The sequence below is a fragment of the Jannaschia marina genome, from assembly GCF_013404595.1.
Taxonomy (GTDB): Bacteria; Pseudomonadota; Alphaproteobacteria; order Rhodobacterales; family Rhodobacteraceae; genus Jannaschia; species Jannaschia marina.
Map to the genome: position 1 here is coordinate 17,949 of NZ_JABVAX010000010.1, position 26,660 is coordinate 44,608.

A 26,660-nucleotide genomic window follows, 5' to 3' on the forward strand; every position below is an offset into this window, starting at 1 on the left:
AAACAGGATCTCTTCATTCTCTCCGTCCCCTCCGGTTGCCCTGCCCTCTGCGACCGGACTGTTTGACGCTGGAGTTTTCGGCTGGGTTTTTTGCGGGGCCGGGAAGAGGAGCGACGCCGATGAAGGCATCGAGGTTCACGGAGGCGCGAGACAGGCGTTCGTACCGAAGCAGTGGGAGGCGGGACCGCCTGTGGCAGAGGCCTGCCGCAAGGCCGGGATCCGCTGCCCGGCAGGGCATCGCGCAGCGATGTCCCAAAAGGGGAGGCGTTCAACTCGAAGCTCCGAGCCGAGTGCCCGACCGCGCACTGGTTCATGAGCCTTGCCGACAGCCACGAACAGCTGGAGATTCGGCGTGGGGACCACAACGAGGTCCGACCTCACAGCGCCATCGGGGACAACGTCCCGGCGGACATCCACACTCCCGACGGATCACCCAGCCCGCCGTCGTGACCAGAAACCGAAAACTCTCGGCCCGGGCGCTCCACAGAAAGGGCGCGGAGCACCGCGCAACGCACTCCACCTCAATTCGAGAGAGAGAGAGAGAGAACGGACCTCAGGATCGATGGCGGTATCACGCCCCAGGATCCCAGCATCAAATAGCGTACCGGTCCAAGCCTACCCCATGCCGGGACCGAGCTCTCGCGATATCCTGTTGAATCGTCTAGCCTCGCTCTCCAAGGGTGCAGGAGTGTGAATTTGGGTAAACGCAAGACAGGTGACAAGCTGGGGGACATTCGGCGTGCGACGGTCGCGGAGGTGGTCGAGCGCGGCTCGTCCGCGGCTTCCGTCAATGCGATCGCCGCGCGAGCCGGTCTCGCCGTCGGGACCGTCTATCGCTACTACGAGAACAAGGAGCAACTCCTGCGCGCTGTCTATCTCGCCAACAAGACCGATTTGCACGATGTGATGATGCAGGCAGCCTCCGGGGCGAACACGCACGAGGACCGGATCCGCGCGATGTGGTTCGCGGTGCTCCGCTACGCGGTGGACGCGCCGCAATCCTTCTTGTTCTCTGAAATGGTAGTTAACGACACCATCCTGACGGATTCGGATCGAGAAAGGATCCGGGAAATGGCTTCGGAGACGAGGACAGTCGTCAGTGAGGCCGTTGCAGATGGTGTTCTGCGGTCGGGCGACCCCCAGGCCATCGTCACGCTCCTGGCCGCATCGGCTTTGTATCTCGGACGGTCGACCGCATTGCGCGGAGAGCCGCCGGAGTCAGCTCATGCCGAGGAAATCTTCCAATTGTGCTGGTGTGCCATCGCCTCGTGACCTATATAATGAGCAATGGTTCATTATATTCGACAAGAGGCCCTGTATGCGCGTTTCAACCCTTATCTTTTCGACTGCGCTTCTCGTCGGATCCGCGACACAGGGACTCGCAGACATGACGCAAGATGAAATCCGCCGCGGCTTTGAAGAACACGCTGCCCTGGCCCAGTACCATCGCTGGTATCAGTTCTACGAACGCCCCGAAGGCGGCGTCGGCAATTCGCTCGATATCCTGACCGAGGACGTCACGGTCACCTCCGGTCTCGGCACAGCCAACGGGCACGCCGAATATCAGGCGCGGGTAACCCAGCTGCCTGCCAGTTGGAAGAACGCCCACCACGTTAGGTCGACCGAGATCACGCACAACGACGACGACACGATGCGGCTGACCGCCGAGATCACCTACCAGAATCAGGGCCTTCTGGAGGATGGCGCGGTTCGCGCGGCGGATCTGACGTACACGGTGGACCTCGTCCCCGGCGAGGGCGTCCTGCCGCTTTTGTCGGAGGTCAAGATCGACCAGAATAGCGAGAGCACGGTCGAGGGTTTTGACGACGCCTATACCGAGAACCGGATGAAGAGCCTCGTGCACTACTACCTTGCCCTGATCGAGGATCCGTCGCGTGATCCAGAGCCGATGCGCGAGCTTTTTGCCGAGGGTATCTCACTGAACTTCTCCTCGGGCGCGATCACCGATTTCGAGGGCTTCGCCGCATGGCTCGCGGGCCCGGGATCTCAGGTGGAGGCGAGCACGCACGAGATCGAGAACTTCTCGGTCGAGGAGACGGGCGAGAACACCTATGCGGTCTCGATGGAATTCGACTGGTTCGGCATCGCGCCCGACGGCACCGAGCTGCTGGCGCGTACGAAGCATGACTGGACCGTCGAGAACGACGTGACCGAGCGCTTCGCCCGCATCAAGACGGTCGACGTCGAGGTGCTGGAGCCGTTCCGCCCGAAGGACGGCTAGGCGATGAAGCGCCTCCTGATCTGGCTCGGTGGCGGCGTTGCCGCCCTCGCGTTCGTCGCAGTGGCGACGCTCTACCTCGCGCCGGGCGTCATCGTGGCGCTGACCCAATGGCAGGCCGCGCGCTCCGCGGGTCTGGAGGACAGGGTGATCGAGGTGGACGGATATGCCGTCCATTACTTCGAGGGCGGCACCGGACCCACGCTGGTGATGCTTCATGGAATGGCCGACGACCGGCACTCCTTCGTGGGCACCGCCGCCGCGCTCACGGACGACTATCGCGTGATCCTGACGGATCTGATGGGCCATGGCGACAACGCAGCCGACCCGGATCGGGACTACTCGACCGCCGGTCAGCGCGGCTTCGTGGAGCGGTTCGTCGAGGCACTCGATCTGGAAGGCTTCCACCTCGTCGGCAATTCGATGGGGGGGCACACGTCCGCCGCCTTCGCCCTGGCGAACCCCGAGAGGGTCGAGAAACTCGTCCTTGTCAACGCGCCCGGCCTCGTGGTGGACGATACGGTCGTCTATGGCGGCTTCGGCGCGCCGATCACCTCGCGGGACAAGTTCGATGCGCTCATGGCCCGGGTGGTCTTCGAGCCGCCTTCGGTGCCCGGACCGGTCAAGGAATACCTCATCGCCGACACCAATGCCCGGATGGAGTTCATCAACCGACTCGCCGAGAGCGTGCGGCTCGGGGCGGAGTATGACCTGTCGGACCGGATCGACACTCTGGCCGTGCCGACGCTGATCCTCTGGGGTCAAGAGGACGTCGTTGTCCCCTTCGCCGTGGCCGAGGCCTATGCCGAGGGCGTCCCGGACGCAGAGCTCGTACTGCTGCCGGAGGCCGGCCATTCCCCGCAGCTGGAGGCGCCGGACCGTGTCGCGGATGCGATCCGAACCTTTCTGGAAACCCACTGACCTGCCGGGGGACGCCGTTTCCCCGACCGACATCCCGCCTGGAGACGCCCCATGACAGTCACCTTCATCCTGAACGGAGAGCCCCAGACGGTCGAGGCCGACCCGGATATGCCGCTCCTCTGGGTGGTCCGCGAGAAGCTGGGGCTGACGGGCACGAAGTTCGGCTGCGGCATCGCGGCCTGCGGGGCCTGCACGATGCATGTGGACGGGGTGGCCACCCGCACCTGCGTATTGCCGGTGGGCGACGTCGAGGGGGCGGAGGTCCGAACCATCGAGGGACTGTCCGACGAGAACGGGCTGAGTGCGGTGCAGGCCACCTGGCTGGAGATGCAGGTGCCGCAATGCGGCTATTGCCAGTCCGGGATGATTATGGCGGTCGAGGCCCTGCTCGACGAGAACCCGGAACCGAGTGACGACGACATCGACGCCGCGATCACCAACATCTGCCGGTGCGGGACCTATGCTCGCATTCGCCCTGCGGTCCATGCGGCCGCCAAGCGCCGGAGGGCCTGAGATGACCGAGGATACTGAACAGAAATCGCCCTCGCGTCTGGGCAAATGGACTAGGCGCACGATCCTCGCGTCGGCCGGGCTGATTGGCGGCGGACTGGCCATCGGCACCGTGCTCGCACCGAACCGGCTTGCCATGGCCAGCGACGACGCGGCCGAGGCCGGCGAGGTTGTGCTGAACACCTGGGTCAAGATCACCCCCGACAACCGCGTCGTTGCCATGGTCCCTCATTCCGAGATGGGGCAGGGCGCGAACACCGGCCTCGCGCAGATGCTGGCCGAGGAGATGAACGCCGACTGGAGCCTCGTCTCGGTGGTCGAGGCCCCGGTGGACGATGCGCATATCAACAGCGACATGGCCCGGGGCTGGGTGTTGGGCGAAGCGGCCTGGATCCCCGGTTTCATGTATCCGCTGATCGACTTCGGCTTCCTTAAGATCGCAGACGGGCTGGTGAACCAGATCACCGGCGGCAGTGCCTCGATCCGTCTGACCGGGTGGCACGGCATCCGCCGCGCCGGTGCCGCCGCACGCGAGATGCTGGTCGCCGCCGCTGCCGGGGAGTGGACCGTCGATCCGGGCGATCTCACGGTGGCGGACAGCACCATCACCCATGCGGGCTCCGGGCGGAGCGGGACGTTCGGGGATTTCGCCGCCCAGGCCGCGGCGTTCACGCCGTCGCTCAAACCCGACCTGAAGGCGCGCGGCGACTACAGGATCGTGGGCACATCCAGACCGCGCCTCGATCTGCCCGGCAAGGTCGATGGCACGGCTAAATTCGGCATGGACGTCACGCTGCTCGACATGCGCTATGCCGCCATCGCCTTCCCGCCGGTAATCGGGGAGGAGGTGGTCTCCGTCGATGACGCGCTTGCGTTGGAGCGCGCCGGCGTCGAGACGGTCGTGGACCTGGGTGATGCCGTCGCCGTAGTGGCCGACAGCTACTGGACGGCGTCCCAGGCGATCTACGACCTCGATATCGAATGGACCGGCGGGCTCGCCGGGCTGACGACGGCGGAGATCTTCGCGACCCATCAGGATGACCTTGACGGCAAGGAGCGCGATGTCATGGTCGAGGAGGGCGACGCGCCCGGAACCCTGGACGAGGACGCGGTGTCGGCGGAATATACCGTACCCTATCTCGCGCACGCCACGATGGAGCCCATGAACGGCACCGCTTGGGTGCGCGACGACCTCTGCGATATCTGGATCGGGCATCAGGATCCGCTGCGGGCCAAGAAGGCCCTGATCGACCTGCTCGGCCTGCCCCCCGAGGCGATCACCGTCCACAACCAATTCATGGGAGGCGGTTTCGGACGGCGCGGACGGCTCGACTTCGTGACCTACCCGGTGCGGATCGCGCAGGCGGCGGGCATGCCCGTCAAGACGATCTGGTCGCGCGAGCAGGACATGATGAACGATACCTATCGCCCGGCCGTGACCGGCCGGATGCGCGGAGCGGTGTCGGACGGGCGGCTCGCGGCCGTGGCGCACGCCTATATCGACGCCGAGACGGGAATGCCCGACAGCGAAGGGCCTTTCGCCTTCCAATACGAGGTGCCGAACCTCCTGATCGAACGTGTGAAATGCCCCAGCCCGGTGAGTGTGGGCTTCTGGCGCAGCGTGGATTTCACCCAGCTCGCCTTCTTCAACGAATCCTTCATGGACGAGATGGCCCATTCGGCCGGCGCCGATCCGCTCGACTTCCGCCTCGCCCACACCTCCGACCCGCGCCGCCGGGCCGTGCTGGAACGGCTGAAGGCCGAAGCGGGCTGGAGTCCCAGGCCGGAGCCGGGCCGTGGCATGGGCGTGGCACTCGTCAGCAGCTTCGAGACCGTCGTGGGTCAAATCGTGGATGTAAGCGTGAGCGAGGACGGAGAGGTGCGCGTCAACAGGGTCACGTCGGTGGCGGATGCCGGATTGCGGGTGAACCCCGATGCCTGCGAGGCCCAGATCCAGGGGTCGGTCATCTTCGGCCTGACGGCGGCGCTCTTCGGTCAAATCACCGTCGAGAACGGCGAGGTCTATCAGCAGAACTTCCCCGACTACGAGATGCTGCGTCTTGCCAACGCTCCGCGCCAGACGGTCTATTTTATTGACAGCGATCATGCACCAGGCGGACTCGGCGAACCGGGCGTCCCGCCGGTGGCCCCTGCGCTCACTAACGCGATCTTCGCCGCGACCGGCACACGGATCCGGGATCTCCCCATAGAAAAAGCTGGCTTCACCGCGGCGTAGGTCTGTCGAAAGATTTGTGCTCCGCCTCCGGCTTCTACGCTTGCCGCGATCGGCAGCCGTCGGACCGGAAGAGAAGCGACGTCGCCCTTTTGCGCCGCGCTCGAATGTGACCTTACCGACCGCTACCGCTACCGCTTCGCCTCGAAGGCCGAGGCACAGCTCGCCGTCTCGTTCTTCGGGCTTCCGCGGCCCCGCCGGGGCCACGGTCCCTGCGGACCATCGGGGGCGTCTACGACCTGTCGCGCCGTCACTCGTCCATCGGTTATCTGTCGCTCGTCGAACTCGAAGCGGATCGTCCTGAAGATCGCCAAAGACCGCCGCCAAATCAGCCGCAAACCGCCGAGTCTATTCGCCGACCAACCGGAACCCGTGCCCGCTCGTATCCAGAAACGCCTTCACCCCGGCGACGGCGAGGGTGATGTCTTCCTGGCCGCCCATGCCGCGGTCGTGGAGGCCGCCCTCGATCACGGTGACCTCGATCGTGCCGTAGGGTAGGGCGGCGGCGACGGCGTCGCGGTCGACCTGATCGGGGAAGGGGACGGCGATGGTGACCTCGACGCGCATGTCGGAGGGGTGCTTGTAGGCCCGGAAGACCGTCAGCGACGAATGCCGGATCGCGTCCGAGACGGCGCGCAGCGCTGCCTTGGTCATGTCGTGGCCATGGACGTCCGCGCCCATGCCCATCTCGAGGATGAGGGCCTTCTCGCTCATGCGTCCCGCTCCACGTCGAAGGAGACCGTGATGATCGCGTTCGCCACGATCACCGCGCCGCCGTTGTTCTCCAGATCGGCCCCGCCCTTCACGGCCTCCGCCGTGACCTGCCCGTAGGGCGCTTCCAGCTTCACCGCCTCCAGGTCCACCTTGTCCGGCTGACCGACGCCCACGCGGATGTCGACGATCATCCTGTCCTTCGGGAACCCGAAGGCATCGGCCATCGTCAGTGAATTGCGGTGCAGCGCATCGTGCACGGCGCGGCGTGCGGCCTTGGTGTAGTCGGCGCCGCGCAGGTCGGTGCCCATGCCCATCTCGACCGCGAATTGCGTCTTTGCCATCCGGTCCTCCCTTGCCGGCAGGACCATGGCGCGCGGCGCAAAGATTGCCAAGGGCGGCCCGTCGGCATACCTCCGGGGGAACGAAGACGAGAGGATCGCCATGCTGACCGGATCGACCATTCTGCTGACGGGGGGCACCGGCTCCTTCGGGTCGCGTTTCGTGCCGATGACGCTGGAGAAGTACAAGCCGCGCCGGATCATCATCTATTCGCGCGACGAGATGAAGCAGTGGGAGATGGCGAAGCTCTACGGGCATCTGCCCGAGGTGCGCTTCTTCATCGGTGACGTGCGCGACCGCGATCGGCTCTACCGGGCGATGGACGGGGTCGACTACGTCGTGCACGCGGCGGCGACCAAGATCGTGCCGACCGCCGAGTACAACCCCTTCGAATGCGTGAAGACGAACATCAACGGCGCGATGAACCTGATCGACGCCTGCATCGACAAGGGCGTGAAGCGCTGCGTCGCGCTTTCGACCGACAAGGCGTCGTCGCCGGTGAACCTCTACGGGGCCACCAAACTCGCTTCCGACAAGCTCTTCGTGTCCGGCAATTCCTATGCCGGGGCCGACGGCACGCGCTTCGCCGTGGTGCGCTACGGCAATGTCATGGGATCGCGCGGGTCGGTCATCCCGTTCTTCCTGTCGCTGGACGACGGGCGCAAGGTGCCGATCACCGACCCGCGCATGACCCGCTTTATGATCACGCTGGAGCAGGGTGTGGAGCTGGTCTGGCACGCCTTCGACGACATGATGGGCGGAGAGATCTACGTGAAGAAGATCCCCTCGATGACGATCACAGATATCGCCGAAGCCACCGTACCCGGGCGCGAACAGGAGACCGTCGGTATCCGCCCCGGCGAGAAGCTGCACGAGCAGATGATCGGCGAGGAGGATGCGGCGCACACCTACGAATACCCCGAGCATTTCAAGATCATTCCCTCGATCCACAATTGGTCGAAGGATCCGGTCCGCATCAAGAACGGGACGCCCGTGCCCGAGGGGTTCAACTACTCGTCGGACAACAACGCCGACTGGATGTCCAAGGGCGAGCTGACCGACTGGATCGAGGCGAACCGCGAAAAGATCGGCAAGTTCTGATGATCCCCTACGGCCGCCAGGACATCAGTCAGGAGGATATCGACGCCGTCACCGAGGTGCTGCGCTCCGACTTCCTGACGCAAGGGCCGGCCGTGCCGCGGTTCGAGGCGGCCATCTGCGCGGCGACGAGGGCGAAACACGCCGTCGCCTCCAATTCTGCCACCTCCTCGCTCCATGTCGCCTGCCTGGCATTGGGCCTGGGCGAGGGCGATCTGCTCTGGACGGTGCCCAATACCTTCGTCGCCTCGGCTAACGTCGGGCTCTATTGCGGGGCGGATGTAGATTTCGTCGACACGACCGCCGACACTTACCTGATGGACGCGAATGCGCTGGAGGCGAAGCTGACCGCGGCGGCCGCCGCGGGCCGTCTGCCCAAGGTCATCATCCCCGTCCATTTCGCGGGCCAGTCCTGCGATATGAAGCGCATCGGCGCGCTGGCCCGGGCCCATGGCGTCAAGGTCGTCGAGGACGCGAGCCACGCCATCGGTGCCCGCTATCTGGATGCGCCCGTCGGCGATTGCGCCCATTCCGACATCTGCGTCTTCAGCTTCCATCCCGTGAAGATCGTCACCACGGCCGAGGGTGGCTGCGCCACGACGCAGGACGATGAACTCGCCTATCGCATGGGCCTCTTCCGCTCCCACGGGATCACGCGCGACGCTGATCGGATGCGGTTCGAGAGCGATGGTGGCTGGTACTACGAGCAGCTGGAGCTGGGCCTGAACTACCGCATGACGGAGCTACAGGCGGCGCTCGGCGTGTCTCAGATGACGCGGCTCGATACCTTCGTGGCCCGGCGCAACGAATTGGCCCGCCGCTACGACGAAATTCTGGCCGATCTGCCGCTGACCCGCCCGGCACAGAACCCCGATGCCTATTCTGCCTATCACCTCTACCCGATCCAGGTGGAGGACCGCGCCCGCGTCTTCGGTGAATTGCGCGAAGATGGCATCGGCGTGAACGTGCATTACATCCCCGTCCACCTGCAGCCCTACTATCGGGACCGCGGCTTCAAGCCGGGCGACTTCCCCCGCGCCGAGAGCTACTACGACCACGCGATCTCGATCCCGCTCTATGCCGGGTTGACGGAGGCCGATCAGGACAGGGTCGTCGCCGCGCTAAGCGCCGCTCTCTGACAGGAAGGTCGTCTCGCCCCCGCGCAGGAGGCCGGCGATGACCTCCGCCGCGCGACCGTCGTTCGCATCCTCGTCCAAGTCGGGAACCATCACCTTGTAGTGCCGGTCCACGACGCCCCGGTGGCTCCGGGAGAGGAGCGCGCCCACCCGCTGCTCCAAGGCGGCGTGATCGATCTCGGTGGCGCAGATCGCCTCGTAGCTGGGCGCATCCTCGATATGATGCACGCCTGGCAGGCCGCGATACCAGGCGGCCCCGAAGACGAGCGCGGGCTTCTGCTGTCGCACGGCCTCCCAGCCGACGGTGCCGGTGATGGTTGCCACGAAGCGCGCCTTCGCGGTCAGCGCATGGGTGTCGGCCCAACTGGGCAGGAAGGTCACCGACGGGATGCGCTTGAGGCGATGGAAGAACATCGGGCCGCGCATGTAGCTGCCCTGCTTGGGGTTTTCCTTCACCAGGATGCGCACGCCCTCGGGGAGCATTCCGGCCAGCGTTTCGATCGCATAGGCTTGGTCGCGGAAGCGGCCGCCGAGGCTGCTCGTCGTCATCTCGGGCTGGAGTTGCAGGGGGAAATAGACGAAGTCGCCCTCCAGATCGAGCGTCTGGTCCTCGAAACCGGTCAGATGGTCGAAGTATTCGAGCGCGTCTTCGTGGAAGAACCTGGCGAAGGGATCGCGCCATTTGGGCAGGCCGCCGTAAACCCGGTACACATCCCGGGCCAGCCGCCAGAGATAGGCGGGGTTCAGCGCCTGCATCGGGCGTTTCAGCGCAAGGAAGGTCGCGATCTGCGCCACCGCCTTCAGCCCGGGCCGCCCGCCCGCTTCCCGCTCCTGCTTGATGCCGCGCATGTAGAAGAGATCGGGTTTGGAGCCCCTCTCGATCGGGAACGGATTGGCCGCCGGATCGGGCGGGAACCGGCCGTAGTCGAGCGGCGCGCGCAGGCTGTAGAACCGGTCAGGAAAGAGCGATTGCGTCACGATGGTGCAAGGGAGGCCCAGCACTTGCGCCATCTGGTAGACGATCGTGTCGTAGGCCAGATGCGGAACGTTGAAGAACAGGCAATGCGTCACCCCCCTGTCGATCAGCGCCTGCCCGATCACATCGGCGAGGATGTGATAGTAGTCGACGTAGTCCTGCATCGTGCGCAGCGGATGCGGCTTGTGCGCGTTGATGTCGGACCGCCGGTGCAGGTGGTCGATGAAGGTCTCCATCAGATCGAGATATTCGGGCGCTTCGATCAGCGCCTGTCCCGCGCCCGTCCATCGCTGCCGCGCGAAGAGATGTCCCTTGCCCCCCTCCCGCGTGTTGAGCCGGGTCAGCGCGCTCGCCTTTATGTCGGCGGTCACGTGACCCATGTGCAGCGCGATCTCGATATCGTCGTTCTCGGCCACCAGCCGATCGAGGATCTTGTCGGTGTTCTTGGCGGTCGAAACCACCATCAGGCGCATCGTCATGCGTCCCCCACCATCGACCAGTCGAGCGGTTCGCCCCGGGTGAGCGCGCGTGTCGCCGGGCGGCCCAGCACGTCCGGCAGGTGATGCGGCGCAAGGCCGTTGCCCGGTCGCACCGAGCGCACGTCCTCCGGCCCGAGCGTCGCGCCCGCCGCCACGTCGCGCACTACGTAGAGCGAACGGCGGAACTGCGCGTTGGCCCCGCCGACACCCTTGCGGTCGACCTGCGCCGGGCCGAGCGCGGCATGGGCCATGCGGCAGTCGTCCACGAGCGCCTTGAACTCGTCGGGCTCCAGCGAGAAGGCGGCATCCGGCCCGCCGTCGCTTCGCTTCAGGGTCAGGTGCTTCTCCACGATGCAGGCCCCGCGCGCGATGGCCGCGACCGCGACCGCCGAGCCGAGCGTGTGGTCGGAGAGGCCGATGGGCACCCCGAAGGCGGCGGCGAGCGTCCCGATCGTGCCGAGGCGCATCGTCTCGGGCGCGGCCGGGTAGGCCGAGATGCAGTGCAGAAGCGCGAAGCCGTCCGCCCCGCCGGCGCGCGCGGCGGCGCAGGCGCGCTCGATCTCGGCGTAGTTGGCGATGCCCGTGGACATGATGAGCGGCTTGCCCTTCGACGCGGCCGTCTCGATCAGCGGCGTGTCGACCAGCTCGAAGGAAGCGATCTTGTAGGCAGGCACGTCCAGGCCGTCGAGGAACTCCACCGCCGTCGGATCGAAAGGCGAGGAGAAGCAGTCCAGCCCGTGGTTTCGCGCGCGGTCGAAAAGCGCCTCGTGCCAGTCCCAGGGCGTAGAGGCCTCCTGATAGAGATCGTGCAACGTCCGCCCGTCCCAGGGCCCGCCCTCGATGCGGAACTCCGGCCGGTCGACGTCGAGCGTGATCGTGTCGGCGGTATAGGTCTGCAGCTTGACGGCATCCGCACCGGTCTCGGCGGCGGCATCGATGAGCTCGAGCGCCCGCGCAAGCTCGCCGTTGTGGTTCCCCGACAGCTCGGCGATCAGGTAGGGGCTGTGGTCCGGCCCGATCAGGCGGCCCGCGATGGCAAACTCGGTCATGTCGATCCCTCCGGGGGCAGCCGCAATCGTCGCCTGACATCCCATGTCTCTAACGCGAAAGCTAGAACCGACGGGTCGTCTGACGGCACCTCCGCGAAGCCCAGCCGCCGGTGCAGGCGCAGCGAGCCCGCGTTTTCCGGACGCACGGTGGCAAGAACAGTGTCCACATCGGCGCGCTCGGCCAGCCGGCGCAGGAAGGCCGCGCACATCCGCGCACCCGCACCCGCCGGGGCGTCCTCGGCCCCGATGTAGAATGACCACGTCCAGCCCTCGGCCCCCGCGCTGGCACCGCAGATCCCGAGGTCGCGGCCGGCTTCGTGCCAGACGCACCAGAGCGCGTCGTCGCGCGCAAGTTCCCGGGCGAGCCAGGCGGGGTGGCCCTGGGGATCGACAGGGGCCTGGCTGGCGGTCACGGCCACGATACGCGGCTGGTTGCGCCAGTGCAGCATCAGGTCGGCATCGTCGAGCGTCAGCGGGCGCAGATGCCCTTCGAGCGCGGTGACGACCCGCGCCGCGCCGCCCCCATCGCAGAGCTTCGCGGCGGCAGCCGAAAGGGCGGCGGCCTCCGCCATGCCCCGCGTGATGGCATCGCGCAGCCGCGCCCCGTCCCGCGCCTCGGCAAGCGAGAGCGCGATCGTCGCACCCGCTTCGGCAAGTCCCGCGACCGCCGCGCGCTGGTTGTCGGCTACGGCGATGGTGACCGTCGGCAAGCCGAGGCAGCACCGTTCCCACGAGGTCATCCCGCCCGCGCCGACGCAGAAGTCGGCCGCGACCATGCGTGCGGCCATGTCGCCTGCGTCGAGGGTCAGCGTCACACCGGGCCGCAGCCGGGCCTCGACCTCCGGCACGCTCTGGGCCGCGGCGGACATGATGACTTCGATGTCGAGGTCTTCCTGCGCGTCGAGCGCGTCGAGGACCATCGGCGCAAGCCCCGCGGCGTCCATCATCCCCGGCATCACCAGCACGCGCCTCACCGGCCCGCCGCGCCGCGCCAGCGCCGTCGGGCGTGATTCGGCGAAATCCGACCGCAGCAAGGCAAAGCCCGGTCCCCGCAGCGCGGCCGGGGCCCCGTGGTCGAGATCGCCGCAAAGGCGCGTCTGGTCGAGCAGCAGGTCCGAAGCGAGCGCCCGGTCGTCGAGGTCGTCGATGGCCAGAACGTCGAGCCCAGGTGCCGCCGCGCGCACCCGCGCGACCCAATCGGCGTCGAGCGCGTAGTGATCCCAGACGAGCCAATCCGCTTCGGTGTCGGCGGCGATCCTCCCGGTTCTCGCCGCGTCGTCCGTCGGATCGACCCGCGCCCAGGCGGCGTGGGGTGGATGGACACGCGGGGCGCCGTCGGACAGCGGCAGCGGATGCACCTCGAACCCTGCGTCGCGGACCCTCGGTGCCAGCCCGTCGGGCGCGTCGGCCATGGCGAAAGCGGCGTCGTGCCCAGCCGCGCGCAGGGCCCCGGCCAGGGTCAGGCAGCGCATGACGTGGCCGCCTCCGATCCGCCGGTCGCCGTCCACGCGCAGAAGGACGCGCATCGCTCAGGCCCCCAGGCCGAGCAGGTCGGCCAACCGCTCCGCGCGCGTCCAGTCCTCGGGCGTGTCGACGTCGATGCAGCGTTCGTCCGGCAGGACGACCGCCGCCGCACCGTCCCAGACGCGCGCGGCTGGATCGGCCCAGGTCGTCGCCCGCGCCCAGTAGAACTGTCCCGCGTCGTAGAAGGCCGGCTCCAGATCCTGGCTGCGCCGGGGCATCTGCGCCGGGTCCATCGCCGCGACGCGACCGCCCGTCGCGCGACGATAGGCCCGCTGGATCGGCGTGCGGTATTCCCCGAGGCTCAGTGCCCAGGTCGCACCCTCCCCAAGCGCCGCGTGCCCCGCGATCAGGTCGTCCGGTGTGACGAAGAAGGCCGTCGGATAGAGGCAGCAGACGGGGATATCGCCCTTCAGCCCGAGCCGCGTGACCGCATCCGCGATCACCTCGGTCGTGCCCGCGTGGTCGTCCGAGAGATCCGCCCCGCGCCGGAAAGGCACCTCGGCCCCCGCCGCCTCCGCCGCCTCCGCGATCTCGTCGTCGTCGGTCGTGACCACGATCCGGTCGAAGAGCCCGCTCGCGCGCACCGCGGCAATGGGCCAGTGGATCGCCGGCCGGCCCGCGAAGGGCCGCACGTTCTTGCGCGGGATCCGCTTGGATCCGCCGCGGGCCGGCAGGATCGCGACGGCTGTGGTCTCTGACATGGCATCGCTCGTTCGGGGGCGTCCGTCAAAGGGCTAAGCATCGCCCGCGGACCTCACAAGGCCCGGGTCGCCGCCGGGGACGAAATATCCCGTCCGCCTCGTGCCCCTAGCGCGCGAGTCGGGCCAGAACGGCCTGCCGGTCGACCACGCCGACGATGGCCCCGTCGCGCTCGACGGGGATCGGGCCGGCACGGTCGGCGCAGAGCTCGATCAGCTCCCGCACCGGCATCCGCGCGGCAATCGTTTCGCCCTCGCAGGTGCCCTCCGTCATCGCATCTTCCGCCGTCAGAACGCCGAGCGGGTTCATGTGGGCGACGAAATCCGCGACGTAGTCGTTGACGGGGTTGTTGAAGATATCCGCCGGCGTGCCGCACTGGATGATGCGGCCGCCCTCCATGATCGCGATCCGCCCGCCCAGCTTGAACGCCTCGTCGAGGTCGTGGCTGACGAAGACGATGGTGCGCTTGAGCCGGGCCTGAAGTTCGAGCAACTCGTCCTGCAGCCGCGTGCGGATCAGGGGGTCGAGCGCCGAGAACGGCTCGTCCATCAGGAGGATCGGCGCATCCGTCGCGAAGGCGCGGGCGAGGCCCACGCGCTGCTGCATCCCGCCCGAGAGCTCGCCCACCCTGCGGTCGGCCCACTCGGTCAGGCCCACGAGGTCGAGCTGCCGGTCGACCGCTTCGCGCCGCTTCTCGGGCGAGAGGCCGGCCAGTTCCAGCCCAAGCCCGACATTCTCGCGCACCCGCCGCCACGGCAGGAGGCCGAATTGCTGGAAGACCATCGCCACACGCCCCTGCCGCAGCCGGCGCAGCTCGGCCGGTTTCGCGTGGGTGACGCTTGCCATGGTGTCGCCGTCGTCGATGCGCACCTCGCCCCGCGCCACGGGGTTCAGCCCGTTCACCGCCCGCAGGAGCGTCGACTTGCCCGACCCCGAGAGGCCCATGAGCACCAGGATCTCGCCCTCCTCTACGGTCAGCGAGCAATCGTGGACACCGAGGACCTGCCCCGTCGCCTCCTGCACCTCGGCGCGGGACTTGCCCTCGTCCATCATCGGCAGCGCGCTCTGGGGGCTGTCTCCGAAGACGATGGAGACATTGTCGAATTCGACGGCGGGTCGGGTCATGGGGCGTCCTCGGTCGGGGTGAAGCGCAGGGTTCCGGCGCTGCGCGGACCGCCGGTGTCCTTGGGGTGGTTCTTGCCGTCCATCACGTCGACGGTCGGCAGGAAGGGCGTCTGCCCTTCGAGGCAGGCCAGGTTCACCCCGTATTCATGGGGGTTCGAACGGCGCTGGTGGTGGGTGTAGATGCCGCAGGTCGCGCAGAAGAAATGCTGCGCCGTGCCGGTGTTGAAGGTGTAGCGGGTGATGTTGTCCTCGCCGCGCAGGAAGGTGATGTCGCCCAGGTTGGCCGACGCCGCGACCGCCCCGCGCATCGCGCAGAAGGAGCAATCGCACCGTCGCGCCGTCGCCAGCCCGTCGGTCAGGGCGACGTCGAAGACGACCGCGCCGCAGTGACACGACCCCCTCACTTGCGCTCCATCCGCAGCATCCGGTCGAGCATGATGGCGACGACGACGATGATGAAGCCGCTCTCGAAGCCGAGGGCCGTGTTCACCTGGTTGAGCGCGCGGACGACCGGCACGCCGAGGCCGTCGGCCCCGACGAGCGCGGCGATGACGACCATCGACAGCGACAGCATGATCGTCTGGTTCAGACCGGTCATGATCTGCGGCAGCGCGTAGGGCAGTTCGACCTTCCAGAGCGTCTGGGTCGGCGTGGCCCCGAAGGCCTGCGCGGCCTCGGTCAGGGACTTCGGCGTCGAGGAGATGCCCAGATGCGTCAACCGGATCGGGGCCGGAAGCACGAAGATCACCGTCGCGATCAGGCCCGGCACCATGCCGATGCCGAAGAAGACGATCGCCGGGATCAGGTAGACGAAGGCGGGCAGCGTCTGCATCAGGTCGAGGACGGGCCGCATCGCGGCATAGAGCCTCGGGCGGTGCGCGGCGGCGATGCCGATGGGCACGCCGATCGCCATGCAGACGACGCAGGCGGAGAGCACGAGCGTCAGGCTCTCGGTCGTCTCCTCCCAGTAGTCCTGGTTGAGGATGAAGAGGAAGCCGAGCCCGACGAAGAGGCAGAGCTTCCACGAACGGTGGACGGCCCAGGTGAAGGCCACGAAGAGCAAGATCACGAGGAGGGGCGGCGGGGTCTGCAGGAGCCAGAGGATGCCGTCGATCATCCATTCCATGACGAGCGCAAGCCCGTCGAAGAAAGGCTGACCGACGTCCTGCAGCCAGTCGAAGGCCGCCGCTGCCCATTTGCCCACCGGGATCTTGTTGTCTGTCAGCCAGTCCATCGTCGTCCTTTCGCGCGCAGAAGAGCTTTCGAGGAAAGCTCTTCCACAAGTCTTCGTTGAAGACTTGGTCCATTGTCCAATGCTTCAGCGAAGCATTGAGGAAGAGCCTTTCGCAAAGGCTCTTCTCGCAGCAGGCCCCGTCATGCCCATGCGGGAGGCTCCGTGCTCGGTTGATAGGTCCCGAAGGACCACTCGTGGCCCTCGGGGTCGCGGGCGCGCCACCGTCGCGCGCCCCATTCCGTGTCCTCGGGGCCATAGACCACCTCGGCCCCGCCTTCGACCGCGCGTGCATGGTGCGCGTCGACGTCCTCGACCACGAGGAAGATGCCCGGCGACCCCTTCGGCAGGTCGGCAGCGCCCAGCATGATGACGCCGTTGCCGTGGCGGAGCTCCGCGTGGACCACCGCGCCGTCGTCTCCCGTCTGAACCTGCACGACCGAGAGGCCGAACGCCGTCGTCAGGAAGTCGATCGCGGCCTGCGCGTCGCGGTAGCTCAGGTAGGGGACGATGTCGGGGTTATGTGCCATGGCGCACCTCCTTCGATCCGTGATCCCGTGAAAGGGCCGGGGCCTGAAGAGGCCCCGGCCCGAACGCTTACTGCAGCGCGGCCTCGACCGCCGCCTTCGCGTCCCCGCCGTCGAGCGTCGTCACGCCTTCGAGCCAGGCGTCGAGCACGCCCATGTTGGCCGAGAGCCAGGCCGCGGCGGCATCCTCGGGGTTCTCTCCGTCGTTCAGGATCGCGCCCATGATCTCGTTCTCCATCTCGAGCGAGAATTCGAGGTTGGTCAGGAGCTTACCGACGTTCGCGCATTCCTCGACATAGCCGGTGCGCGTGTTCGTGTAGACGGTCGCGCCGCCGAGGTTCGGACCGAAGTAATCGTCCCCGCCCTCGAGGTAGCCCATCTCGAAGTTGGCATTCATCGGGTGCGGCTCCCAGCCGAGAAAGACGATCGGCTCGTCGCGCTTCGACAGGCGGTCGACCTGCGCCAGCATCCCCTGTTCGGAAGATTCCACGACTTCGAACTCGCCCAGGTCGAAGGCTCCCTCGTCGATCATCGACTGGATCAGGCGGTTGCCATCGTTGCCGGGCTCGATACCGTAGATCTTCGCGTCCAGCGCCTCGGCCTGGCTGGCGATGTCGCCGAAGCTCGCGATGCCGAGGTCCATGGCGGCCTTGTTGACGGCCAGCGTGTACTTCGCGCCCTCGAGGTTCGCGCGCACCGTGTCGACCGTGCCGGCCTCGCGGTAGGGGGCGATGTCGGCTTCCATCGTGGGCATCCAGTTGCCGAGGAACACGTCGACGTCGCCCTCGGCCATGGAGGTATAGGTGATCGGCACGGAGAGGACCTTCACGTCGGTCTCGTATCCCAGCGCGTCGAGGATCACCGTCGTCGCCGCGGTCGTCGCGGTGATGTCCGTCCAGCCGACGTCGGCGAAGGTGACTTCCTCGCAGGCCGCGACGGCGGAGCCGGCGACGAGGGCCAGGGCGGAGGCGGTGGTGAGGGTGCGCAACATGAAATCTCTCCCAGTCATTGACGTTTTCGCCCGGAGGCGTTTTGTTGATTGACGAGTCAATTAAAACCCGTGTGTCGTCACATTGCAACGACTCGGCCCGGAGAGTGTCGTGCCCCGCATCGGAATGGAACCCCAACGGCGCGAGGCGCTTGTCCGCGCCACGATCGCAGAGATCGCCGCGTCCGGCGCGCGCGACATCACGGTCGCGCGCATCGCAAAGCGCGCCGGCATGTCGCCCGCGCTTGCTCATCATTATTTCGGATCGAAGGAGCAGATGCTGCTGGCCGCGATGCGTCGCATCCTGTCGGACTTCGGGCGCGAGGCCCGCCGGGCCATGGCCGGGGCGGAGACCCCGCGCGCGCGCCTGCAGGCCATCGTCGAGACGAGTTTCGGCCCGGCGAACTTCGATCCGGAGGTCGTGGCGGCCTGGCTCAACTTCTATGTCCAGGCCCACCGTGACCCCGAGGCCCGCCGGCTGCTCCACATCTATCACGCGCGGCTGCGGTCGAACCTCGTCCATGCGCTGCGCCCGCTCTCGACGGACCCCGAGGGGTTGGCCGAGGGCATCGGCGCGCTGATCGACGGGCTCTACATGCGGCAGGCCCTGCGCCGGCGCGCGTTGGCGACGGAAACCTCCGTCGCGCTGGTGAACGACTACATCGAAAGGGGGCTGCGCCAGTGAGCATGACCGGGCCGAACATCCTCATCCTCATGGTCGATCAGCTGAACGGCACGCTCTTCCCTGACGGACCCGCCGACTGGCTGCACGCGCCGAACCTGAAGCGCCTCGCCGCGCGGTCCAAGCGGTTTCGCAACTGCTACACGGCCTCGCCGCTCTGCGCGCCGGGGCGGGCCAGTTTCATGTCGGGCCTGCTGCCCTCACGTACGCGGGTCTACGACAACGCGGCTGAGTTCGCCTCCGACATTCCGACCTATGCGCACCACCTGCGCCGCGCCGGATGGCAGACGTGCCTGTCGGGCAAGATGCACTTCGTCGGGCCCGATCAGCTGCACGGCTTCGAGGAGCGGTTGACGACCGACATCTATCCGGCGGACTTCGGCTGGACGCCGGACTACCGCAAGCCGGGCGAGCGGATCGACTGGTGGTATCACAACATGGGGTCGGTGACGGGCTCGGGCGTGGCCGAGATCACCAACCAGATGGAATACGATGACGAGGTCTGCCACTTCGCCAAGATGAAGCTCTACGACTACGCCCGCGGCCACGATCCGCGGCCGTGGTGCCTGACGGCCAGCTTCACGCATCCGCACGACCCCTATGTGGCGCGAAAGAAGTTCTGGGATCTCTACGAGGACTGCGAGCACCTGCTGCCGCCTGTGCCCGAGATGCCCTACGAGGACCACGACCCCCATTCTAAGCGCATCCTCGACGCGAACGACCGCGGCAATTTCGACGTGACCGAGGAGGACATCCGTCGCTCCCGTCGCGCCTATTTCGCCAACATCTCCTATCTCGACGGGAAGGTCGGCGAGATCCTGAAGGTGCTGGAGGACACGCGCCAAGAGGCCGTCATCCTCTTCGTCTCGGACCACGGCGATATGCTGGGCGAGCGGGGGCTCTGGTACAAGATGTCCTTCCTCGAAGGCTCCGCCCGCGTGCCCATGATGCTCGCCGGGCCGGGCATCGAACCCGGCCTCGTCGAGACGCCCGTCTCCAACATCGACGTCTGCCCCACGCTCTGCGACCTGGCGGGCGTCGATATCTCGGAGGTGACGCCCTGGACCACCGGGGAGAGCCTTCTGCCGCTCTGCCGGTGCGAGGGGCGCGAGAGCCCCGTCGCCATGGAGTACGCCGCCGAAGGCTCCTATGCGCCGCTTGTCGCCCTGCGGCAGGGGCGGTGGAAATACACGCGCTGCACGCTCGATCCAGAACAGCTCTTCGACCTCGCGGCCGACCCGCACGAACTGACGAACCTGGCCGACGATCCGGCCCATGCGGAGACGCTCGCCGGCTTTCGGGCCGAAGCGGACCGGCGCTGGGACCTGGAGCGCTTCGACGCCGAGGTTCGCGAAAGCCAGGCCCGGCGCTGGGTCGTCTACGAGGCCCTGCGCGAGGGCGGCTACTACCCCTGGGACTGGCAGCCGATGCGCGTCGCCAGCGAGCGATACATGCGCAACCACATGGATCTGAACGTGCTGGAGGAAAACCAGCGCGCGCCGAAGGACTGAACCGGGGCGAGGGGCCGGCCCCTCGCGCTCCCCGGAGTATTTTTGAAACGAAGAAGAGGGAGCCTCCCTCGGAGACCGATATGACCCTGCCGAATGCACAGCCGACTGCCAGCCACTTCATCGACGGGGACTACGCCGAGGATACGGCCGGCACGCCGATCCCCGTCATCTACCCGGCGACGGGGGAGACCATCGCCACGGTTCACGCCGCGACGCCCGCCATCGTCGACCGCGCGCTGGCCTCTGCCGTCCGCGCGCAGGCGGACTGGGCCGCGACCGACCCGACCGAGCGGGGCCGGGTGCTGCGCCGGGCGGCCGATCTGATGCGCGCGCGCAACCGGGAGCTGTCGGAGCTGGAGACGCTCGACACCGGCAAGCCGCTGCAGGAGACGTTGGTCGCCGATGCCACCTCGGGGGCGGATGCGCTCGAATACTTCGGGGGCCTCGCGGCCGATGTCACCGGCACGGCGATGCAGTTCGGGGGCGACTGGGCCTATACGATCCGCAGGCCGCTGGGCGTCTGCGTGGGCATCGGGGCCTGGAACTACCCGACGCAGATCGCCTGCTGGAAGGGGGCACCGGCGCTCGCTACCGGCAACGCGATGGTCTTCAAGCCCTCGGAAATGACGCCGCTCTGCGCTCTCAAGGTGGCCGAGATCCTGATCGAGGCGGGGTTGCCCGCCGGCCTCTTCAACGTGGTGCAGGGGCTGGGTGAGGTCGGGGCCGCGCTGACGACGGACCCGCGCGTCGCGAAGGTCTCGTTGACCGGCTCTGTGCCGACGGGGCGCAAGGTGGCCGCGGCGGCGGCGGGCGAGATGAAGCACGTGACAATGGAGCTGGGCGGCAAGTCTCCGATCTTGGTGTTCGAGGACGCGGACCTCGACGATGCCGTCTCGGGCGCGATCAACGGCAACTTCTATTCCTCGGGCCAGGTCTGCTCCAACGGCACGCGCGTCTTCGTGCAGGAGAGCATCCTTCCGGCATTTCTGGATCGGCTGAAATCGCGTCTTGGCGGCGTCGTGATGGGTGACCCGCTGGACGAGGCGGTGAACTTCGGGCCGATGACGACCGAGGCGCAGATGGACATCGTCCTGCGTCACCTCGACACCGCTCGAAGCGAGGGCGCGACGGTCGCGGCCGGCGGCACGCGGGTGGATCGGGAGGGCTTCTGGGTCGAACCGACCGTCCTGACCGACCTCAGCGACGAGATGACCTGTGTGCGCGAGGAGATCTTCGGGCCGGTCATGTCCGTCCTGACCTTCAAGAACGAGGCCGAGGGGATCGCCCGCGCCAACGCCACGGACTTCGGCCTCTCCGCCGGGGTTTTCACCCGCGATCTGGCGCGTGCGCACCGCGTCGCCAGCGCGTTCGAGGCCGGCACGGTCTGGATCAACCAGTACAACCTGACGCCCGCGGGGATGCCCTTCGGCGGCTCCAAGGCGTCGGGCATCGGACGCGAGAACGCGCGCATGGCGATGGATCACTTCACCGAAGCGCAGACGATCTACGTTGGCATGGGCAAGGTGGAGGCCGCGTTCTGATGGCGACGATGATCGCGGACTACGTGGTGGTCGGCGCGGGGTCCGCCGGCTGCGCCATCGCCTATCGGCTGGCCGAGGCGGGGAAATCCGTTCTCGTGGTGGAGTTCGGGGGCACAGACGCGGGGCCGCTCATCCAGATGCCGGGTGCGCTGTCCTTTCCGATGAACATGGCCCTCTACGACTGGGGTTTCGAATCCGAGCCCGAGCCGCATCTGGGCGGTCGTATCCTCGCCACGCCGCGCGGCAAGGTTCTGGGCGGGTCGAGCAGCATCAACGGCATGGTCTACGTGCGCGGTCACGCGATGGACTACGAGCATTGGGCCGAGAGCGGTGCTGCGGGCTGGGCCTATGCGGATGTGCTGCCCTATTTCAAGCGGATGGAGAGCTGGCACGACGGGGGCCATGGCGGCGACGCGGACTGGCGCGGAACGGGTGGCCCGCTGCACGTGACGCGGGGGCCGCGCGAGAACCCGCTCTATCACGCCTTCGTCGAGGCCGGGCGGCAGGCGGGCTACGAGGTGACCGGCGACTACAACGGCCAGAAGCAGGAAGGCTTCGGCCCGATGGAGCAGACGGTCTGGAAGGGCCGGCGCTGGTCGGCGGCCAATGCCTACCTCAAGCCCGCCCGCGCCACCGGGCGCTGCGACGTGGTGAAGGGCCTGGCCGAGCGCGTCGAGTTCACCGAGGGGCGCGCGACCGGCGTGCGTCTGGCCGGGGGGCAGATCGTCGAGGCGCGGGCCGAGGTGATCCTCGCGGCCTCCTCGATCAACTCGCCCAAGATCCTCCTGCATTCGGGCATCGGCCCCGCCGCGCACCTGCGCGATCATGGCATCGACGTGCGCGTCGACCGCGCCGGCGTCGGGCAGAACCTGCAGGACCATCTGGAGATGTACATCCAGATGGCGGCGTCCCAGCCGGTGACGCTCTTCAAGTACTGGAACCTGCTGGGCAAGGCCTATGTCGGCGCGCGCTGGCTCTTTGCGCGCAGCGGGCCGGGGGCGACGAACAACTTCGAGAGCGCGGCCTTCATCCGCTCGAAGGCCGGCGTGAAATACCCCGACATCCAGTATCACTTCCTCCCGCTGGCCGTGCGCTACGACGGGCAGGCGGCGGCCGAGGGGCATGGCTTCCAGGCCCATGTCGGACCGATGCGGTCGAAGTCGCGGGGCGATGTCACCCTGCGCTCCGCCGATCCGAAGGACGCGCCGCGCATCCGCTTCAACTACATGAGCCACCCCGAGGATTGGGAGGAGTTCCGCACCTGCATCCGCCTGACGCGGGAAATCTTCGCGCAGGACGCCTTCGCCCCCTTCCGCCGGCACGAGATCCAGCCCGGCGAAGCGGTGCAGAGCGATGCGGAGCTGGACGAGGCCATCATGGAGCACGTCGAGTCGGCCTATCACCCCTGCGGCACCTGCCGGATGGGGGCCGCCGATGATCCGACGGCCGTGGTCGACCCCGAGACGCGGGTGATCGGGGTCGAGGGGCTGCGCGTGGCCGACAGTTCGATCTTCCCGCGCATCACCAACGGCAACCTGAACGGCCCCTCGATCATGACCGGCGAGAAGGCCGCAGATCACATCCTCGGCCGCAGCCTGCCGCGCGCCAATGCGGAGCCGTGGGTTCATCCGGAGTGGCAGACGGCCCAACGGTGAGGTGACCTCGGCTTAGCCGGCACGCTTTGCGGAGGCGGCGAAGCAGCCGGCCTTCGCGAAGTGCAGGTGAGCATAGTCGACGTTCGACCGTGCGAAGGCGACGGCAAGGGCTTCGCTGACCTCGGTGCCCTTCATCACGTCGGCATCCACCATCATGTGGTCGACGTCGAACAACCGGAGGGAGATCAGCCGGGAGCGGATCACGTCGGGTACCTCGGCCACGGCAAGCCGGGCCTGCCGGACGCCATCGCGGACATAGATCGCATGCGAGGCGGCATAGGGGCTGTGCCCGGTCTGATGCGCGTGGTGGGTCAGGATCACGGTCTCGCCCACCTCCGCTTCCTCAAGGCTGATGCGGCAGGGCGCACCGGGGCGATCTGCGACCACGCGCCGGCAGGCGCGCATCGCGGCGAGTTCCGCGTCGGTCTTGGCGAAGAGCGGGGCGAAGTCCGCCTCGGGCAGGGCAGTGATCTGAAAGGTCATGGGAGGTCTCCATTGTTGTCCGTCCGGCGTAGGTGCCGGAGGGGGGCACACGCGACCCGATCCTTGCGCAAAGTCTTTGCGAAAGACTTTGCCGAAGAGCTTTCAGCGAAAGCTCTTCCCCACGAGGAGCCACCCTGTCGCCAGAAGGACGAGTGCGCAGAGTATCGCTTTGGTGATCGTTCCCATCGCGCCTTCGATCAGCATCGCATGGACCACAGTCCCGCCCGCCACTCCCGCCGCGAGGGCCGCGTGCAGTCGACGCCAGATCCGGGGTCCGAGCGACAGCCTGCGGTGAAAGAGCGCGACGGCGGCCGCGGCGAAGGCGGCCCACATCGCCAGCGCGCCCCAGACGGAGAAGGGTGTGGGCGAGCGGAAGAGGAGGACGTCGACGACGTCGGGCGGGCTCGTGATCCAGAGTCCGGCGACATGCAGGACGATCGTCGTGACGAGGGCGAGGCCGACGACGCGGTGCGCTCCCCGCGCCATTCCCGGCGTCAGGCCCGGCAATCGGCGCGCGGCCAGGAGGGGCTGGACGAGCAGCAGGCCGAGACCGACGACGCCGGCCAGGCCGGCGGCGATGTAGACCGGGCTCCGCCATTGCAGCAGGGGACTCGTCGCGGCGACGGCAAGCGGCACCGCCAGCACGAGGCCGAGCGCGGCCCAGACGAGGAGCGCGCGGATCATGGATGCCTCAGGCGGGCTGCAGCACGAAGTCCGCTTGGAGCGTCGTATCGCCCGCGCTCGCCATCACCGGGCGCAGGAAGACGGTCTCGAAGTCCCCGCTGTCGTAGGCGAGGTGGCCGTGGGGCTGTCCGAAGGCGGGTACGATCTGCGGCATCTCGAGGCGGAACTCGCCGTTCGCGTCCGTCAGCGTGGCTCCGTGGCTCTGGGGGTCGCGCTCATGACCTTCGGTCGTATGGGCCCAGATCTGGATGCGCTGGTCGGGGAGCGGAACCCCGTCACCCGCGCGGCGCACGGTGCCCGTCATCCAGAAGCCGCCGCCACCGATCCGCTCCACGATGGGGGCGCCTGGGCGGTAGTTGTTCGCGCCGCCGCGCATGGTCGGCGTGGGCGCGAGGGTCTGTGCCCGGGCTGGAACGCGGAGGCCGGAGGCCCCGGTGGCGAGAAGCGCGCCACCGCTGGCGAGCACGAGACGTCGGGAGAGGCGGGAGGTCGGCATGTCGGTCACTCCGAATGGGGTGCGGTGCCCGGAAGTTGGGGCAGGCCGTCCGGCGCGTAAACGCGGGTCACGCAGACGTGAAGCGGGCCGGTCGGCCCGCGTCGGCGGTGCTTCGCGTTCGGGGAAACACGCTTTTGCAGCCCTGTCAGCCCCTTGCGCCATCGGGGGAAGGATGATCCCCTCATAACCATGAGCCCCGCGAGAGGGCGCACGCAACCGGGAGAGACGATATGATGTTCCGAACAACCGCAATCCTCACCATCGCCACGCTGGCGACCGGGGCCTGGGCCGACGGTCATGGCGAAACCCTGCGCTGGGCGCGCGCGGGTGACAGCCTGACGCTCGACCCCCACGCGCAGAACGAGGGGCCGACACATACGCTGGCGCACCAGATCTACGAGCCGCTCATCATCCGCGACCAGACCGGGGCCTTCGAGCCGGCGCTGGCGACCGACTGGGCCGTCTCGGAAGAGGATCCGAACGTCTGGGTCTTCAATCTGCGCGAGGGCGTGACCTTCGCCGACGGGGCCGAGTTCACAGCCGAGGACGTCGTCTTCAGCTTTACGCGCGCGAAGTCAGAGAAGTCGGCGATGAAGGAGCTTCTGACTTCCATCGTCGAGGTGCGCGCGGTCGACGAACTGACCGTCGAGTTCGTGACCGACGGGCCGAACCCGATCCTGCCGAACAACTTCACCAATCTCTTCATCATGGACTCCGGCTGGGCCGAGGAGAACGACGTCGTCGCCGTGCAGGATATCGCCAACGGCGAGACCACCTTCGCCGCGACCAACGCCAACGGCACCGGCCCCTACACCGTCGCGAGCCGGGAGCCGGACGTGAAGACCGTACTCGAGGCGAACCCCGAGTACTGGGGCATCGGTGAGTTCCCGCTGGGCTACGGCCGGATCGAATACACCCCGATCCAGAACGCGGCCACGCGGGTGGCGGCGCTCCTGTCGGGCGAGGTCGACTTCATCCAGGACGTGCCGGTACAGGATCTCGGTCGCGTGGACGACACCGGTGGCCTCGTCGTCAAGACCGCCCCGCAGAACCGCGTGATCTTCATGGGCATGAACATGGGGGCCGAGGATCTCGACAGCGACAACGTCGAGGGCGCGAACCCCTTCGCCGACGTCAACGTGCGCCGGGCGATGAACCTCGCAATCAACCGCGACGCCATCCAGCGCGTCGTCATGCGCGGCCAGTCGCAGCCCGCGGGCATGATCGCACCACCCTTCGTCAACGGCTGGACGGAAGAGCTCGACGCCGTGCAGGCCGCGGACATCGAGGGCGCGAAGGCGCTGATGGAGGAAGCGGGCTACGGCGATGGCTTCACCGTGCAGATGGATTGCCCGAACGACCGCTATGTCAACGACGAGGCGATCTGTCAGGCGGTCGCCGGGATGCTGGGCCAGATCGGCATCACCATCAACCTCAACGCCCAGTCGAAGGCGCTGCACTTCCCGCTGATCCAGAACGGGACCACCAACTTCTACCTGTTGGGCTGGGGCGTGCCGACCTACGATTCCGAGTACATCTTCAACTTCCTCGTCCACACGAAGGAAGGGGATCGCGGCTCCTGGAACCCGACGGGCTTCTCGGATGCGGACGTGGATGCGAAGATCAAGAGCCTCGCCTCCGAGACGGATCTCGATGCGCGCGACGCGACGATCGGCGAGATCTGGAACGTCTTACAGGAGGAGCAGCTCTACTTGCCGCTGCACCACCAGGTCCTGAACTGGGGTATGACCGAAAGCGTCGGGACCGAAGTGAGCCCCGAGGACGACCCGAAGTTCAAGCACTTCACCGCGAACTGACCG

General features: G+C 67.4%; 27 protein-coding genes. 13 read left to right on the forward strand and 14 right to left on the reverse strand.

Going from position 1 to position 26,660, the window contains the following annotated elements; translation table 11 throughout:
• The first annotated feature begins 171 nt into the window (after positions 1-171).
• The 6 genes from HSX43_RS14830 to HSX43_RS14855 all read left to right on the forward strand — a co-directional run bounded on the left by HSX43_RS14830 (position 172) and on the right by HSX43_RS14855 (position 5,906).
• Entirely contained in the window at positions 172-450 is a 279-nt protein-coding gene (locus HSX43_RS14830) for an integrase core domain-containing protein (RefSeq protein ID WP_179380916.1), read from the forward strand.
• Between the two features lie 246 nt (positions 451-696).
• Positions 697-1,272 carry a TetR/AcrR family transcriptional regulator gene (locus tag HSX43_RS14835; protein WP_179380917.1) on the forward strand — a complete coding sequence of 192 codons (576 nt, stop codon included), beginning with the start codon at positions 697-699 and terminating at the stop codon, positions 1,270-1,272.
• Positions 1,273-1,387: 115 nt separating this feature from the next.
• A complete protein-coding gene (locus HSX43_RS14840) occupies positions 1,388-2,242 on the forward strand; it encodes a hypothetical protein (RefSeq protein WP_179380918.1) in 855 nt (284 codons plus the stop codon).
• 3 nt (positions 2,243-2,245) lie between these two features.
• Entirely contained in the window at positions 2,246-3,160 is a 915-nt protein-coding gene (locus HSX43_RS14845) for an alpha/beta fold hydrolase (protein WP_179380919.1), read from the forward strand.
• A gap of 51 nt (positions 3,161-3,211) precedes the next feature.
• Positions 3,212-3,673 carry a (2Fe-2S)-binding protein gene (locus HSX43_RS14850; protein WP_179380920.1) on the forward strand — a complete coding sequence of 154 codons (462 nt, stop codon included), beginning with the start codon at positions 3,212-3,214 and terminating at the stop codon, positions 3,671-3,673.
• A gap of 1 nt (position 3,674) precedes the next feature.
• Positions 3,675-5,906 carry a xanthine dehydrogenase family protein molybdopterin-binding subunit gene (locus tag HSX43_RS14855; protein ID WP_179380921.1) on the forward strand — a complete coding sequence of 744 codons (2,232 nt, stop codon included), beginning with the start codon at positions 3,675-3,677 and terminating at the stop codon, positions 5,904-5,906.
• Between the two features lie 345 nt (positions 5,907-6,251).
• On the opposite strand, the gene HSX43_RS14860 is transcribed toward HSX43_RS14855, so the two are convergent.
• Entirely contained in the window at positions 6,252-6,617 is a 366-nt protein-coding gene (locus tag HSX43_RS14860; protein WP_179380922.1) for a Lin0512 family protein, read from the reverse strand.
• Entirely contained in the window at positions 6,614-6,958 is a 345-nt protein-coding gene (locus HSX43_RS14865; RefSeq protein ID WP_179380923.1) for a Lin0512 family protein, read from the reverse strand. The genes HSX43_RS14860 and HSX43_RS14865 overlap by 4 nt, the downstream gene beginning before the upstream one ends.
• A gap of 100 nt (positions 6,959-7,058) precedes the next feature.
• Between HSX43_RS14865 and pseB the strand changes: the two genes are divergently transcribed.
• Positions 7,059-8,057: a UDP-N-acetylglucosamine 4,6-dehydratase (inverting) gene (gene pseB, locus HSX43_RS14870; RefSeq protein WP_179380988.1), complete on the forward strand. Its 999-nt coding sequence runs from the start codon at positions 7,059-7,061 to the stop codon at positions 8,055-8,057.
• The gene (pseC, locus tag HSX43_RS14875; protein WP_179380924.1) at positions 8,057-9,193 is read left to right on the forward strand and encodes a UDP-4-amino-4,6-dideoxy-N-acetyl-beta-L-altrosamine transaminase; all 1,137 of its coding nucleotides are present in this window, start codon (positions 8,057-8,059) and stop codon (positions 9,191-9,193) included. The genes pseB and pseC overlap by 1 nt, the downstream gene beginning before the upstream one ends.
• Here pseC and HSX43_RS14880 read toward each other — a convergent pair.
• From HSX43_RS14880 to HSX43_RS14920, 9 genes are all read right to left on the reverse strand, one after another.
• Positions 9,176-10,645, reverse strand: coding sequence for a capsular polysaccharide export protein, LipB/KpsS family (locus tag HSX43_RS14880; protein WP_179380925.1), 1,470 nt, complete (start codon positions 10,643-10,645; stop codon positions 9,176-9,178). The two genes, pseC and HSX43_RS14880, sit on opposite strands and share 18 nt — an antisense overlap.
• On the reverse strand, positions 10,642-11,694 hold the full coding sequence (gene pseI, locus HSX43_RS14885; protein WP_179380926.1) for a pseudaminic acid synthase: 1,053 nt from the start codon (positions 11,692-11,694) through the stop codon (positions 10,642-10,644). The genes HSX43_RS14880 and pseI overlap by 4 nt, the downstream gene beginning before the upstream one ends.
• Positions 11,691-13,220, reverse strand: coding sequence for a UDP-2,4-diacetamido-2,4,6-trideoxy-beta-L-altropyranose hydrolase (gene pseG / locus HSX43_RS14890; protein ID WP_179380927.1), 1,530 nt, complete (start codon positions 13,218-13,220; stop codon positions 11,691-11,693). The genes pseI and pseG overlap by 4 nt, the downstream gene beginning before the upstream one ends.
• 3 nt (positions 13,221-13,223) lie before the next feature.
• A complete protein-coding gene (gene pseF / locus HSX43_RS14895; protein WP_179380928.1) occupies positions 13,224-13,919 on the reverse strand; it encodes a pseudaminic acid cytidylyltransferase in 696 nt (231 codons plus the stop codon).
• Between the two features lie 106 nt (positions 13,920-14,025).
• On the reverse strand, positions 14,026-15,042 hold the full coding sequence (gene choV / locus HSX43_RS14900; RefSeq protein ID WP_179380929.1) for a choline ABC transporter ATP-binding protein: 1,017 nt from the start codon (positions 15,040-15,042) through the stop codon (positions 14,026-14,028).
• Positions 15,039-15,446, reverse strand: a complete 408-nt coding sequence (locus tag HSX43_RS14905) for a GFA family protein (RefSeq protein ID WP_179380930.1) — start codon at positions 15,444-15,446, stop codon at positions 15,039-15,041. The genes choV and HSX43_RS14905 overlap by 4 nt, the downstream gene beginning before the upstream one ends.
• A complete protein-coding gene (choW, locus tag HSX43_RS14910; protein ID WP_179380931.1) occupies positions 15,443-16,276 on the reverse strand; it encodes a choline ABC transporter permease subunit in 834 nt (277 codons plus the stop codon). The genes HSX43_RS14905 and choW overlap by 4 nt, the downstream gene beginning before the upstream one ends.
• Before the next feature lie 140 nt (positions 16,277-16,416).
• Complete coding sequence (locus HSX43_RS14915; protein ID WP_179380932.1) at positions 16,417-16,803, reverse strand: VOC family protein; 387 nt, start codon at positions 16,801-16,803, stop codon at positions 16,417-16,419.
• 67 nt (positions 16,804-16,870) lie between these two features.
• Positions 16,871-17,791 (reverse strand): choline ABC transporter substrate-binding protein, encoded by a 921-nt coding sequence (locus HSX43_RS14920; RefSeq protein ID WP_179380933.1) that lies wholly within the window; start codon positions 17,789-17,791, stop codon positions 16,871-16,873.
• 109 nt (positions 17,792-17,900) lie between these two features.
• Between HSX43_RS14920 and betI the strand changes: the two genes are divergently transcribed.
• The 4 genes from betI to betA all read left to right on the forward strand — a co-directional run bounded on the left by betI (position 17,901) and on the right by betA (position 23,177).
• Positions 17,901-18,473: a choline-binding transcriptional repressor BetI gene (betI, locus tag HSX43_RS14925; protein WP_328795420.1), complete on the forward strand. Its 573-nt coding sequence runs from the start codon at positions 17,901-17,903 to the stop codon at positions 18,471-18,473.
• A 2-nt stretch (positions 18,474-18,475) separates the two neighbouring features.
• Positions 18,476-19,981 (forward strand): choline-sulfatase, encoded by a 1,506-nt coding sequence (gene betC / locus HSX43_RS14930; protein WP_179380934.1) that lies wholly within the window; start codon positions 18,476-18,478, stop codon positions 19,979-19,981.
• An 80-nt stretch (positions 19,982-20,061) separates the two neighbouring features.
• Entirely contained in the window at positions 20,062-21,522 is a 1,461-nt protein-coding gene (betB, locus tag HSX43_RS14935; protein WP_179380935.1) for a betaine-aldehyde dehydrogenase, read from the forward strand.
• 8 nt (positions 21,523-21,530) lie between these two features.
• The gene (gene betA, locus HSX43_RS14940; RefSeq protein ID WP_179380990.1) at positions 21,531-23,177 is read left to right on the forward strand and encodes a choline dehydrogenase; all 1,647 of its coding nucleotides are present in this window, start codon (positions 21,531-21,533) and stop codon (positions 23,175-23,177) included.
• Positions 23,178-23,189: 12 nt separating this feature from the next.
• Here betA and HSX43_RS14945 read toward each other — a convergent pair whose 3' ends face one another.
• From HSX43_RS14945 to HSX43_RS14955, 3 genes are all read right to left on the reverse strand, one after another.
• Positions 23,190-23,660, reverse strand: coding sequence for a DUF1203 domain-containing protein (locus HSX43_RS14945; RefSeq protein WP_179380936.1), 471 nt, complete (start codon positions 23,658-23,660; stop codon positions 23,190-23,192).
• Between the two features lie 102 nt (positions 23,661-23,762).
• Positions 23,763-24,344, reverse strand: a complete 582-nt coding sequence (locus tag HSX43_RS14950) for a ferric reductase-like transmembrane domain-containing protein (RefSeq protein ID WP_179380937.1) — start codon at positions 24,342-24,344, stop codon at positions 23,763-23,765.
• A 7-nt stretch (positions 24,345-24,351) separates the two neighbouring features.
• Positions 24,352-24,840: a peptidase associated/transthyretin-like domain-containing protein gene (locus tag HSX43_RS14955; RefSeq protein ID WP_179380938.1), complete on the reverse strand. Its 489-nt coding sequence runs from the start codon at positions 24,838-24,840 to the stop codon at positions 24,352-24,354.
• 233 nt (positions 24,841-25,073) lie between these two features.
• Between HSX43_RS14955 and HSX43_RS14960 the strand changes: the two genes are divergently transcribed.
• Entirely contained in the window at positions 25,074-26,657 is a 1,584-nt protein-coding gene (locus HSX43_RS14960) for an ABC transporter substrate-binding protein (RefSeq protein WP_179380939.1), read from the forward strand.
• Positions 26,658-26,660: the final 3 nt, after the last annotated feature.